The organism is Collinsella sp. AM43-1 (genome assembly GCF_003467925.1).
Classification (GTDB): Bacteria; Actinomycetota; Coriobacteriia; order Coriobacteriales; family Coriobacteriaceae; genus Collinsella.
This window is the reverse complement of sequence record NZ_QSFR01000008.1, coordinates 78,077-89,652: the sequence shown is the minus strand read 5'-3', so window position 1 is coordinate 89,652 and position 11,576 is coordinate 78,077. Positions and strand designations below refer to the sequence as shown.

The window sequence follows — 11,576 nt, the reverse complement described above, 5'->3', positions numbered from 1 at the left end:
GTTAAACGCTCAAAAGCACCTTAACAGTTACAGCTTGTTAGCGATCTTCTTTGCCGTGCGCTTGACGCCGGCCACAAGACCCCCCGCGGGATGCTCCTTTTCGTATGCTAGACGCTTCTCGCGCTTGGCGTACTCTTCGACGATGATGTCGCCATACTCGTCTTCGATCTTGTCGAAGAAGTCGACGGCGCCCTTAATTTCCTCTGCGGTCGGGTGTCCCTTCTGGACGCCGCCGGTGAGTTTGAACGGCCCCCACGTATCAAAGCCAGGGCAGCCGTAGACGCCCATAAAGATGGCCTGCCTCATGCGGCAGATGCCATCGATATCCTTGCCGTACCACTTGTTTTTGCCACCGTAGGTCATAAGGCCAAACACCTTATCCTGCGGCTGCAGCACGTTCGTGAGCACGCGCGCCATATCTTTGTCGATCTCGGAGTAATAAATGCCCGTGGCGACGCCGATCAGATGGTATTCGTGCAGGTCGGGGTACTCGTTTTTACCGAGTGACTTCACGTCGAGGGTATCGATTTCGGGGTGCGCCTCGACGATGGCGTCCACGAGCTTTTTCGTATTGCCGTGGTGGCGTGAGGCATAAAGGATGATGGTTCGCATAAGAAGGCCTTTCAGCTGTAATTGCATCAATGTCTGTATGGTACCCCGTTGCATGCCTGGGAAACCGGACGCATCGATGAACGTGCGGGTTTGTCCTTTGGTCAGGGCCGAGACGGGTTCTTGCGAGCAAAAAGCAGTTGTTCGAAAGGAAGGACAATGGAATACGCTCTCTCCAACGATTCGATTTCTATCAAGGTCTCCACGGCCGGCGGCTCGTTTACCTCGATTGAGGCTGGAGGTCGCGAGTACTTGTGGCAGGGCGATCCCGCCGTGTGGTCCGGCCAGGCACCGATTTGCTTCCCGATTTGCGGAGGTTTGCGTGATAACGGCGCCATGACGTTTGCCGGACATCATGTGAAGCTCGCCCGCCACGGCTTTGCGCGCAAGCAGGAGTGGAAGCTGTTGAGCCAAAGCACAAACGAGCTGGCTATGTGCCTGGCATCCGAGGATAACGCCGCGCTGCTGAGCGATTATCCGTATCCGTTTAAACTTGTCGCCCGCTATACGCTCGAGGACGCCGCCGTGCGTGTCTCCTATGAGGTTACCAACGAGGGCACCGAGGACATGCCTTTCTTTATCGGTGGACACCCCGGCTTTAGGTGCCCGCTCGACGAGGGTGAGTCCTATACGGACTACGAGTTGCGTTTTGAGAAAGACGAGGCTGCGGAGCTCTGCACCGCCGTTCCCTCGACCGGATTGATTGATGTGGACAGGCGCTCCAAGAACCCCATGGTGGGAAAGACGCTGCCTTTGTCGCATGAGCTCTTCGATTTTGCGGAGACCATCTTTGACGTGCTCGAGAGCCGTCAGGTCACGCTTTCCAAAAAGGGCGAGGACAAGGGCGTTCGCCTGAGCTTTGAGGGCTTCCCGTACCTCATTGTGTGGAGCAAGCCCGAGGGTGATTTTGTGGCAGTTGAACCCTGGGGCGGCCTCTCGACCTGTTCCGATGAGGATGACGTGCTTGAGCATAAGCGCGGCTGCCTTGTCGCCAAGCCCAAGGAGACCGTCGTTCGCTCGTTCACGATTGAAATTCTGTAATTCCGTTTTGTCGACTCGTATCGCGAGGCACTAGGAGCCTGCGAGATAAGGAGCTAAAAATGATCCTCACCGTTACGATGAACCCGTCTGTCGATACGCGCTATCAGCTCGATGAGCTCGTTATCGACGACGTCAACCGTGTGACGCCCGAAAAGACCGCCGGCGGCAAGGGCCTCAACGTGGCCCGTGTGCTGGGTCAGCTGGGCGACGACGTCGTGGCAACCGGTCTGCTCGGCGGCCACATGGGCGCCTACATGGCCGAGCTCATGGATGCCAACGGCATTAAGAATGATTTTGTGCCCATCAAGGGCGAGACTCGAATTTGCCTCAACATCCTTCACGCCGGCAACCAGACCGAGCTGCTCGAGAGCGGCCCGACGATTGCCCCCGAGGAGCTCGATGCCTTTACCGCCAAGTTTACCGAGCTTGCGGGCAAGGCCGACGTCGTCACCATCTCGGGTTCGCTGCCCCGCGGCGTCGAGGCGGACTACTACGCCAAGATCACGGGCATTGCCGAGAACGCCGGCGCCAAGGTGCTGCTCGATACCTCGGGTGCTTCGCTCGAGGCCGCCCTTAAGTCCGAAATTAAGCCCGAGCTGGTCAAGCCTAACCTGACCGAGATTAACGGCCTTCTGGGCACGAGCTTTACCACCGACGATGTGGACGAGCTCCGCGCCGCGCTCGCCTCTGATGCCCGCTTCTCCGATATCCCCTGGGTCGTCGTGTCCATGGGCGCTGCCGGCTCCGTGGGCTTCCATAATGGCCGTGCATTCCGCGCCAAGACCCCCGATATCCCCGCCGTTAACGCTACGGGCTCTGGCGATTCGACCATTGCCGGCTTCGCGCATGCGATTGCTGCTGGCGCGGATGACGAGACGGTGCTGCGTACCGCCAACACCTGCGGCAAGCTCAATGCCATGGATCCCATGACCGGCCATCTGGTCATGGACCGTTGGGACGAGGTCTACAACGGCGTTGTCGTGACCGAGCTGTAAAAGCCTGGGCGTCGGCCCCGGCATTGCTTGCTAGCTCATGTCGACGACAAGTGCGGTAGCATTATGCTGGGGCGCGACGCCGAGTTTGTCGTGTTCAATCCCGACCTTACCCTGGTCGAGGCGTATGTGGGTGGCAACAGCATCGGTAACGCGTTTGCCGATTAGCCGCCAAAGAAGCGATCCGAGAGGGGATTTAGATGATTTACGGTGCATTGGGCGATATCGAGGAGTACCGCGGAATGCTCAAGGGCCTCGACGTGCTGATCGACTGGCTCGAGGAGAACGACCCGGCACAGCTCGAGGTCGGCAGCCATCCGATTTTGGGTGAGAAGGTCTTTGCGAACGTCATGTCTCCCACGACGCGTCCCGAGGCCGAGGCTCACTATGAGACGCATCAGCGCTATCACGACCTGCAGATCGACGTCGAGGGTCGCGAGGCCTTTAAGGTCGCCACGGGCAGCCTGACGCTGGTTCAGGAGTTTGACGAGAAGGACGACTACGATCTGGTCGATTCCGACGCTTCGATCGCCGGCGATCTTGCCGACGATAAGTTTGCACTGTTCGTTGCCGGCGAGCCTCACATGCCCACGCTCGAGTTCCCGGGCGATGGCGCACAGCCGGTCAAGAAGATTTGCTTTAAGCTGCTTGCAGATGCTTACTGGGAGGAGTAGCGAACTGCTCGGCTGAGCTGCTCGTCTGATGGCGTGATCCCCTTAGGGAAAACACGCCAGGACCCCGCCAAGCGTTTTTTCCCTAGGGAAATCACGTTTGGCGGGGTTTTCGGTTTTTTGAATAGGGAAGCCTCATTTATTTGCGAAGAACATCGGCTAGCCGCAGGATTGAAATCATCGACCGATAAGTGAGTTCCACTTTTTCGCCCGCAAGCAGTCGTTTCGAGCCAATCTCATCTAGCCCCACAAGTCGAGAAAACAGCGGGCCGCTCATCGTTCCCTCGTCAATTGATTCCCTTATGGTCTTCAAAACGTCCGTATCATGAAGCGATGCCGAGCTGTAGGGGGCAACACGAGCGGAACTCTCAATTAACGACGAGACAAAAGGATGGAGATGCTTTGGACATAGTCCATCAAACACCACATCCCCATTGTCGTTCGAGCCGACCAGGCGCCAAGTATAATGATCGACCCAGTCATCTCCGTCATATATGGCGTTCATGAGCAACTTCCCGTCTAGAGAGAGAAACCTATTTGGACATCGGGGCGCAAGACCGCAATCCATATCGGGCCTCCAGCAGCTCCAACCCAACGCACCACATAGGTTCCCTTTCGTACATGTGTATCAATCTGCCCCGAAATGCCGGTGAATGCAATTCCAGACCCGTTTGTCGGATAGCAATCGACGTATTTTTGTTTTCCGCTCACAACCTTGTATAGATATATCGTTCCAGCAAAAGAGAAGGGATCGTTCGCAATTTTGTCCGGAAGAACTTGCCACCTCAAAATCCCGCTACCAATATGGTCAAGCTTGACCGTTCCGCCGTCCCCCTCAAAAGTGGCAAGGGGATTTACCCCAGACTGAGAGTCGGCATCGCCCTCCTTAGCAGTTATCAGCAGGCTGCCCGTATAAGACTGCTGAGGCTCACCTTCAGGACAGGCAGCCTCGGCCCAAGAAGGGCCACTCAGGCAGAACAGTCCGAGCAGCATCATTACCAACAAAAGAAAACCCTTAGTTCTTTTCATCTCTATCCCCAACGTCTTGTATAGCGTGACTATTTTAGATCTATATGGCCAATTCGAGCCCTCGCCATGGCATTTGTTGCACTGGGTTTCTTTTCATTAATTTTTCACTTTGGTAAATCCCCGCCCCTAAGTATTAAACCCGAAGTCCACCGAGTGGGCCGCTGTTGACGTGGCGATGCTTGGATTGGCACACGCGCACTCAAAATCGGCAACAAAAAAGCCGCCCGAAGGCGGCTATCTTGTGCAATGGAGCCAGCGACCGGGCTCGAACCGGTGACCCCCGCTTTACGAGAGCGGTGCTCTACCAACTGAGCTACGCTGGCGGCCATGTGATGACGCAACTGAGGCGTCAACGGCTGTCTATGATACGGGACATCGCACGTCCGCGCAAGGGTTCTGACGGCTTTTCTCACTTTAAATGCACTAATATTGGAGGCGTGATGTCTGCAGTGCCCATTTGTTACTTGACCTGCTGTTGAGTTGGTGGTCGACGTCCCGCTCGTATGGGTCTCAAACAGAATGGGGCAGCCATGGCTCAACCCAAGATTCTTCTTACGCGTATCGATGACCGTTTCATTTACGGGCAAGACGTTGAGCTGTGGAACGAAGCCGTGGGTTCCAACCTTGTCCTAATCGTCAACGATGAGATCGCGGCGGATTCGCGCCAATGGGCACCAATGAGGGTGGCGGTGCCAGAAGGCGTTTGGACGCGGTTTTTCTCGGTGCAAAGGACCATCGACATCATTCATACCGCAACGCCGCGTCAATGGATCTTGATCATAGTGGCCTCACCCGCCGATGCGCTCGCGCTGGTTAAGGGTGGTGTGCCAATAACCAAGATCAGCATTGGCCATATGCAGGCAGGGGAGGGCAAGCGCTCTGCAACGCCTACCATTGCCGTAGACGATACGGACATCGCCGCCTTCAAAGAGTTGCAAAAGCTCGGCATAGAGCTAGAAATCCGCTATCTCCCCAGTTCCGCCCCCGACCCCATTGGCAATCTGTTCAACTGATCCCTTGGGGACGGAGGAAAGCGGATCATTTTGCCCTTGCGAGGGACGCGTGCGATGCCGCCTGTCAAAAACTATGCCCATTTACTACGTTTGATTGGCTATCGTCGAGCATGTCGAATTTGAGATAAACAAAACCGCAGGTATACTGCTCACAAATGTAACAAAAACCGGTGCATGGTCGAGCATCCCGGGCTAAACGTAGTAAATGGGCATAGTTTTGATATGTCACTCATACAGTCACAGAAAAAACGAGCCTAAAAGATGAAAAAGCGCCCGCTGGCGGTGGTGCCGGCGGGCGCTGCTGTGCGATATGTCGCGTTGCGGGCTTAGTGCCTCATAAAGTGGTATTCGATCACATTGCTGTAGGGATGGCCCGGGCCCACAATGCCCTGCGGGAACAGAGGCTGGTGCGGCGTGTCGGGGTACATCTCGGCCTCGAGGGCAAAGCCGGCGCCCCAGCCATAGTTGGCATCGTCCTTGGCGTGCTCGTCGCCCAGCCAGTTGCCGGTGTAGAGCTGCACGCCCGGGGCAGTGGTGTAGTAGTCCATCTCACGACCGGTCCACATCTCCTCGACGTGCATCGCGCGGCGCAGGTTGCGGCCGTACTGATAGCCATCGATGCACAGGCAGTGATCGTAGCCACGGGCCTGCTTGATCTGCGGGTCGTCGGCCTCCATGCCGGGTGCGACGGGGCGAAGCTCGCGAAAGTCAAACGGTGTTCCCTCGACCGGAGCGATCTTGCCGGTAGGAACGTTCTGGTCGTCGATGGGCAGGTAGTGGGCAGCGTTAGCAACAAAGAAGTGTTCACAGTCCATGCCGGCGTTATGGCCGGCAAGGTTAAAGTAGGTGTGGTTAGTCATGGACACATAGGTGGCGCGGTCGCTCTCGCAGCCATACTCGATACGGAAGCAGCCGGTGCGCGTCACGGTAAACACGGCCGTAAAGGTGCGGTTGCCGGGCAGGCCCAGCTCGCCATCCTCAAGCGAGGTGGTCATGCGCACGGCGTTGTGAGTCTCGTCGAGCTCAGCGTCCCACACGCGCTTGTGCAGGCCGTGCTCAAGATCGCTGTGCAAGTTGTTGACGCCCTCGTTGACGGGCATATGCCAGTCCGTGCCGTCGATGGTAATCGTGGCGCCCGCGGTGCGGTTTGCCACGGGACCGATGGTCGCGCCAAAGCAGGCGGGGTTGTCAAAGTAATCCTCGAGCTTATCGAAGCCCAGCACCACATCGCGCACGTTGCCGGGGATGTCGGGCACGTCGATGCCCAACACGGTGGCGCCATAGTCCATAATGCGAACGCAGATCTCGGGCCCGTTGAGGGTGTAACGATGAACGGGGGTACCGCACGGCGCGGTGCCGAAAAGCTCGGAAGTGATCATTTGGTTCCTAACATCGAGGTATTTCCGACAAACTGTAGCGCGAACAGGCGAGATTATCACTACACCCCACTAAAGCAGGGGGTATTTTTCTCAAAAAAGTGATGATTGGAGCTGAGCGGGCGTTCATTTTTGACGCGCACGAGTCTGATACAATTTGTTCGTTACTGTTTGAATGATATGCGCGCAAAGAACGGCGAGGATTCATCGTGATTAAGGCAGAGCGACAGGATAAGGTTCGTCAGCTGCTCGAAGAGCAGGGCACGGTCTCGGTCAAGGAGATTTCGGATGCACTGGGCGTCTCGGATATGACGATCCGTCGCGATCTTGAGGAGCTTGCGAGCCTAGGCGAGATCGAGCGCGTGCACGGCGGAGCCCGTAGTGCACAGGGCCGTCCCCACGCTATGTTGCGCCACGAGTATTCGCACAGCGAAAAGCGCACCAAGCATGCCGAGGAAAAGCTGCAGATTGCGCGCCGTGCTGTGGAGCTTATCGAGGAGGGCTCGACCATCTTTTTGGGTACGGGCACTACGGTGGAACAGATGGCCTCGATGCTGCCGGCGTGTCGCCTGCGCATCGTGACCAACTCGCTTTCGGTGTTTAACCTGCTCGAGGCGCGCGAAGACTGCGACCTGTGCCTCGTGGGCGGTATGTACCGTCGCCGCACCGCCGCTTTTGTGGGACCAACGGCCGAGGATACCCTGCGTGCGTTGGGCATCGACGCGGCGTTTATCGGCGCCAACGGCATTCTGGATGGCGACGTATCTACGTCCAACATGGACGAGGGCCGTATCCAGCAGCTCGCCTTTAGCAAGGCCGACTCACGCTATCTGATCGCCGATTCCAGCAAGATCGGCAAGCGCGACTTCTACACCTTCTGTCGCTTGGACAGCCTGGATGCCGTGGTGTGCGAACCGGGTATCGCCGCCGAGAATCGTGTCGCCATCGAGGAACACACACAGGTCATCTGCTAGCTAACGCTATGGGATTGCCAACAGGCGATGCGGGAGGACTTTTACCTCCTGTCATTGTGGGGAATCAACGCGTGAGCGCTACGCGATATGACGCGTAAATGAGGACTCCACTATCAAATTGTCTCAACCTGTGACAGGTAGGGGTGAAATCACCAACCAGATGTTACAGATTGGGGGGATTGTCCTGTGCATTTGTCTCAATCTGTAACAGCTAGGACCCAAAAACTCGACTAGATGTTACAGATCGAGATTTTGTCTACCCAGCCATCATCTTTGTCTTGATCTGTAACAGTTAGACGGCCAAAAGCGAATCAGATGTTACAGATCTAGACATTTCGAACCGGGTGCCCCCGTTCATCTCAATTTGTAACAATTGGGGCCAAAAATCTCTGCTAGATGTTACAGATCGAGACAAATGGCCTGCTCGGGCCGAGCCAAAACAAAAAAGGCCGCATGCGAACCCGTGGAGGGATTCGTATACGGCCGACAGGGGGTATGCGGCAAAAGTTAGGCCATGAGCAGGCCGGTCTCCGCGACGTTCTTGTACCAGTACGCGCTCGCCTTGGGATAGCGCTTCTGGGTCTCAAAGTCGATGTAGAACAGGCCATAGCGCTTGTTGTAGCCGTTGGTCCAGGAGAACTGGTCCTGCAACGACCACACAAAGTAACCGTCGACGTTCACGCCGCCGTCGATCGCCTTGAGGATCCACGCGAGATGCTGACGCATGTAGTCGATGCGAGGGGCGTCATCGATAAAGCCGTCCTCGAAGTCGTCCTTATAGCCCATGCCGTTCTCGGTGATGTAGATCTTCTTGTAGTTGGGGTAATCGTTCTTAATGCGGAGCAGCAGGTCGTAGAGGCCCTCGGGATAGATGATCCAGTCCCAATCGGTGGTGGGTATGCCTTCGCGCACGCATGACTCGCCCACGCCCTTGAGGAACCAGCGCGAGGAGCCCTTGTCGCCGGTGCCATTGTGGTTGATGTCGTTTTCGCCCTCGGCGGCACGCAGGAACTGGCACTTGTAGGTGTTGACGCCCAGGCAATCGTTGTAGGGGAGCGCGGCGGTCAGCGCGGCGATGTCCTCGTCGCGGACGTCGAGCTCGCCGCCGGCGATATGGGCCAGCTTGGTCGCAGCCTCCATGGTGTCGGCTGCATAGTGGCCGCGGAAGGTGGCGTCGAGTACCCAGCGGTTGTTGATGACGTCGGCCATGCGAGCTGCCTCGCAGTCGGCGGCGTTGTTGGGGTCGAGGGGATACTTGGGCTCCAGGTTCTGGACAATGCCGATCTCGCCCTCAAAGCCGCCCTCATGGAACGCGACGACAGCCTTGGCGTGGGCCACCATCATGTTGTGCATGAGCTGGAAGGCCTTGTCCAGGCGATACTTCTCGCCGTGCGGCCAGTTGCCGACGATAAAGCTGCCCTCGGCGGTCGCGGGAATCTCGTTAAAGGTAAACCAGTGCTTGACCTCGGTGAACTCGGCAAAGCAGAACTTGGCGTACTCGACAAAGGCGTCGATGGTCGTGCGCGTCAGGAATCCCTCGCCGCCGTTCTGGTAAAAGGCCTCGGGCGTATCGAAGTGATCGAGCGTGACATAGGGGATAACGTCAGCTTTGTTGCAGGTGGCGAAAAGCTCGTGATAGAAAGCGACGCCCTCGGGGTTAACCTCGCCGGTGCCACTGGGGAAGATGCGGCTCCAAGCGATGGAGACACGGATGCCGTTGATGCCGAAGCGCTGGCACAGGTCGATATCGACCGGATATTTGTTGTAGAAATCGCTTGCGGGGTCGGGGGAGAAGCGACCCTGAGCAGCGAGGAAATCGTCCCAGGGCACTTTGCCCTTGCCGTGCGTGCGGGTCTCGCCCTCAACCTGGTAAGCGGCGGTGGCGCCGCCAAACACAAAGCCGTCGGGGAACTGCATGGGATTGGTCATGAGTCATCCTTTCTGTGGGATACGAATAGGGAGAGGTGCCCGAACTGGGGATCCGGGCACCAACAGAGGGAGGAACTAGTCGAGGTTCTCGCGGAGCCACTTGATGGCGCCAGCGGGGTCGCGAGTAAGGTCGATATATTCCTTGCCGCGCGGGGCGAGCAGCTTAATGCCCAGACGATCGGTGTCGGCCTTCATGTCGTTGTAGTAGCTACGGACCTGCGGGGCGAGCACGATGACGTCGTACTGATCCATGATGGCAGTGTGCTGGCCATAGGCGCCGGCAGAGGAAGCGATGTTCTCTCCGGTCTGCGCAGCACCTTCCTTGATGGCGTTGGCAAGCATGGCAGAGGTGCCGGCGCCCGCGCACAGGACGAGGACTTTCAGGCCGTCGACATCCTTCTTGGCGGATGCATCGGCAGCGGGCTCGGGCTGATCGGCGACAGGCTCGCTGTCGGCGGCGGCAACAGTCGTCTCGACGGAAGCGGTAGCCTGCTCGACAGCGGGCGCAGGGGCGTTGGCGGCGATGGCAGCGGCACCATCGGACTCGAGACCCAGCTCGACGGCGCGCTCGGCCTCCTGGTCGCAGAGCAGCTTATCGTATGCCTTCAAGAACGGTAGGTAGATGATGGCGTCCAGCAAGATGATGATCGCGACAAATACCAGGGCGATAAGCTGGAAGTTCGTGGTGATGAAAATGCCGATGGGGGCGGGGGTGGCCCAAGGCACCACGAAGGAGAAGCCGTTCATGCCCACGTTATCGATGAAGAACTTGGCAACACTCACGTTGACGCAACCGGCGGCGACAAAGGGGACGAGCATGTAGGGGTTAAGGATCATCGGCGCGCCAAAGAGCAGCGGTTCGTTGACGGCGAAGGCAACAGGAACAATTGAGGCCTTACCGACGGCCTTGAGCTGCTTGGACTTCATAAAGAGAATCAGCAGAAGCGGCACGATGAACGTGGCGCCGGTGCCGCCGAACTCACCCACGAGCGACATGTTAAAGGTGAGGGAGTGGGCGGGGTGACCACCGGCCAGCAGAACCTGCAGGTTCTCGGCCTGATTGGCAAGACGGATGGGGTCGATGCCCGGCTGGACGATCGAGGGGCCGTGGACGCCGATGAACCAGAAGAACGCGGTTGCTGCCTGGATAAGGATAAGGCCAGGATAGGTTTCTGCAGCGGTAAAGAGCGGGGAGAGCAGCTTGATAAGCAGCTCGGAGAACGGAACGCCCATGAGGTTGCGCACGATGACATCGATGATGCCGCAGATGATGACGGCACCGCCAAAGGGGATAATGTCGCGGAAGTTCTGAGCGATGGCGCCCGGGACCTCCTTAGGCAGCTTAATGGTCAGATCGCGCGAGACGCAGAACTTATAGACCCACACGGTAATGAACGCGGCGATATAGGCCGAGAACAGACCGCGCGTGCCCATGCTGGTGCAATCGAAGACCGAAAGTTCGGAGCCGTTGAACTTGGTGGTGAACTGCGTGACTGCGAGCAGCAGCATGCTGCACTGAGCGGCCACCATGGTGGAACCGTCGTTGAGCACTTTGCCGGCGGGCATGCGACGGTTCATGGAAGCCGTGAAGTTCTTGGCAGTGGTGCCGGCAACCATGATGCCCATGACGCCCATGGTGAAGTTTTACAGCTTGTTGCACCAGTCGATGAGCGGCTGGGGCAGCGTGATGCCAACCACGCCGGGAAGCGTGGCGATCAACAGAAAGATCGAAGAGGTGAGGACGATGGGCATGCACCCAAGGAATCCGTCCTTGATGGCCTGGAGGTAGATGTTCCTCGAGATCTTCTCAAAGAACGGCTGATGCTTTTCGAGCATCTTTACGATGGCGTCCATAGAGCTCCTTTGCTACTTGATGCGCGATGCATGTGGATGGAACTGGTCGTCGATGGATGGTCAGGACTGCCCGGAAACCTTCCTGCTT

General features: G+C 57.6%; 12 protein-coding genes and 1 tRNA gene. 5 read left to right on the top strand and 8 right to left on the bottom strand.

Translation table 11 applies throughout. From position 1 onward, the window contains the following. Nucleotides 1–27: 27 nt before the first annotated feature. Nucleotides 28–612, bottom strand: coding sequence for a flavodoxin domain-containing protein (locus DW925_RS05300; RefSeq protein WP_118372965.1), 585 nt, complete (start codon nt 610–612; stop codon nt 28–30). Between the two features lie 156 nt (nt 613–768). On the opposite strand from DW925_RS05300, the gene DW925_RS05295 reads away from it, so the two are divergent. From DW925_RS05295 to DW925_RS05280, 3 genes are all read left to right on the top strand, one after another. Next, the gene (locus tag DW925_RS05295; protein WP_117790544.1) at nt 769–1,650 is read left to right on the top strand and encodes an aldose 1-epimerase family protein; all 882 of its coding nucleotides are present in this window, start codon (nt 769–771) and stop codon (nt 1,648–1,650) included. Between the two features lie 59 nt (nt 1,651–1,709). Further along, nucleotides 1,710–2,645 carry a hexose kinase gene (locus tag DW925_RS05290; protein ID WP_035137670.1) on the top strand — a complete coding sequence of 312 codons (936 nt, stop codon included), beginning with the start codon at nt 1,710–1,712 and terminating at the stop codon, nt 2,643–2,645. A gap of 197 nt (nt 2,646–2,842) precedes the next feature. After that, the gene (locus DW925_RS05280) at nt 2,843–3,316 is read left to right on the top strand and encodes a YhcH/YjgK/YiaL family protein (protein WP_089572396.1); all 474 of its coding nucleotides are present in this window, start codon (nt 2,843–2,845) and stop codon (nt 3,314–3,316) included. A 136-nt stretch (nt 3,317–3,452) separates the two neighbouring features. Here the strand turns inward: DW925_RS05280 and DW925_RS05275 are convergent, their stop codons facing one another. The 3 genes from DW925_RS05275 to DW925_RS05265 all read right to left on the bottom strand — a co-directional run bounded on the left by DW925_RS05275 (nt 3,453) and on the right by DW925_RS05265 (nt 4,665). Next, nucleotides 3,453–3,818 carry a hypothetical protein gene (locus DW925_RS05275; protein ID WP_117766459.1) on the bottom strand — a complete coding sequence of 122 codons (366 nt, stop codon included), beginning with the start codon at nt 3,816–3,818 and terminating at the stop codon, nt 3,453–3,455. Nucleotides 3,819–3,832: 14 nt separating this feature from the next. After that, on the bottom strand, nt 3,833–4,342 hold the full coding sequence (locus DW925_RS05270; RefSeq protein WP_117790543.1) for a hypothetical protein: 510 nt from the start codon (nt 4,340–4,342) through the stop codon (nt 3,833–3,835). A 247-nt stretch (nt 4,343–4,589) separates the two neighbouring features. Further along, nucleotides 4,590–4,665: transfer RNA gene (locus DW925_RS05265), tRNA-Thr, on the bottom strand. Between the two features lie 207 nt (nt 4,666–4,872). On the opposite strand from DW925_RS05265, the gene DW925_RS05260 reads away from it, so the two are divergent. Then, nucleotides 4,873–5,355, top strand: coding sequence for a PTS sugar transporter subunit IIB (locus tag DW925_RS05260; protein ID WP_117637050.1), 483 nt, complete (start codon nt 4,873–4,875; stop codon nt 5,353–5,355). Nucleotides 5,356–5,681: 326 nt separating this feature from the next. Here the strand turns inward: DW925_RS05260 and DW925_RS05255 are convergent, their stop codons facing one another. After that, entirely contained in the window at nt 5,682–6,734 is a 1,053-nt protein-coding gene (locus tag DW925_RS05255) for an aldose epimerase family protein (RefSeq protein WP_117790542.1), read from the bottom strand. Nucleotides 6,735–6,940: 206 nt separating this feature from the next. On the opposite strand from DW925_RS05255, the gene DW925_RS05250 reads away from it, so the two are divergent. After that, the gene (locus DW925_RS05250) at nt 6,941–7,705 is read left to right on the top strand and encodes a DeoR/GlpR family DNA-binding transcription regulator (RefSeq protein ID WP_233540240.1); all 765 of its coding nucleotides are present in this window, start codon (nt 6,941–6,943) and stop codon (nt 7,703–7,705) included. 507 nt (nt 7,706–8,212) lie between these two features. On the opposite strand, the gene lacG is transcribed toward DW925_RS05250, so the two are convergent. The 3 genes from lacG to DW925_RS10255 form a co-directional block, all read right to left on the bottom strand. Continuing rightward, a complete protein-coding gene (lacG, locus tag DW925_RS05245) occupies nt 8,213–9,634 on the bottom strand; it encodes a 6-phospho-beta-galactosidase (RefSeq protein ID WP_199577043.1) in 1,422 nt (473 codons plus the stop codon). Nucleotides 9,635–9,709: 75 nt separating this feature from the next. After that, on the bottom strand, nt 9,710–11,269 hold the full coding sequence (locus tag DW925_RS05240) for a PTS lactose transporter subunit IIBC (protein WP_233540239.1): 1,560 nt from the start codon (nt 11,267–11,269) through the stop codon (nt 9,710–9,712). Nucleotides 11,270–11,278: 9 nt separating this feature from the next. Next, nucleotides 11,279–11,488 (bottom strand): hypothetical protein, encoded by a 210-nt coding sequence (locus DW925_RS10255; RefSeq protein WP_233540238.1) that lies wholly within the window; start codon nt 11,486–11,488, stop codon nt 11,279–11,281. Between the last annotated feature and the right edge of the window lie 88 nt (nt 11,489–11,576).

Bases quoted from the DNA above. Each gene is read 5' to 3' on its own strand.
- DW925_RS05300 (WP_118372965.1), bottom strand. From the start codon at position 612: ATGCGAACCATCATCCTTTATGCCTCACGCCACCACGGCAATACGAAA.
- DW925_RS05295 (WP_117790544.1), top strand. From the start codon at position 769: ATGGAATACGCTCTCTCCAACGATTCGATTTCTATCAAGGTCTCCACG.
- DW925_RS05290 (WP_035137670.1), top strand. From the start codon at position 1,710: ATGATCCTCACCGTTACGATGAACCCGTCTGTCGATACGCGCTATCAG.
- DW925_RS05280 (WP_089572396.1), top strand. From the start codon at position 2,843: ATGATTTACGGTGCATTGGGCGATATCGAGGAGTACCGCGGAATGCTC.
- DW925_RS05275 (WP_117766459.1), bottom strand. From the start codon at position 3,818: ATGAACGCCATATATGACGGAGATGACTGGGTCGATCATTATACTTGG.
- DW925_RS05270 (WP_117790543.1), bottom strand. From the start codon at position 4,342: ATGAAAAGAACTAAGGGTTTTCTTTTGTTGGTAATGATGCTGCTCGGA.
- DW925_RS05260 (WP_117637050.1), top strand. From the start codon at position 4,873: ATGGCTCAACCCAAGATTCTTCTTACGCGTATCGATGACCGTTTCATT.
- DW925_RS05255 (WP_117790542.1), bottom strand. From the start codon at position 6,734: ATGATCACTTCCGAGCTTTTCGGCACCGCGCCGTGCGGTACCCCCGTT.
- lacG (WP_199577043.1), bottom strand. From the start codon at position 9,634: ATGACCAATCCCATGCAGTTCCCCGACGGCTTTGTGTTTGGCGGCGCC.
- DW925_RS05240 (WP_233540239.1), bottom strand. From the start codon at position 11,269: ATGGGCGTCATGGGCATCATGGTTGCCGGCACCACTGCCAAGAACTTC.
- DW925_RS10255 (WP_233540238.1), bottom strand. From the start codon at position 11,488: ATGGACGCCATCGTAAAGATGCTCGAAAAGCATCAGCCGTTCTTTGAG.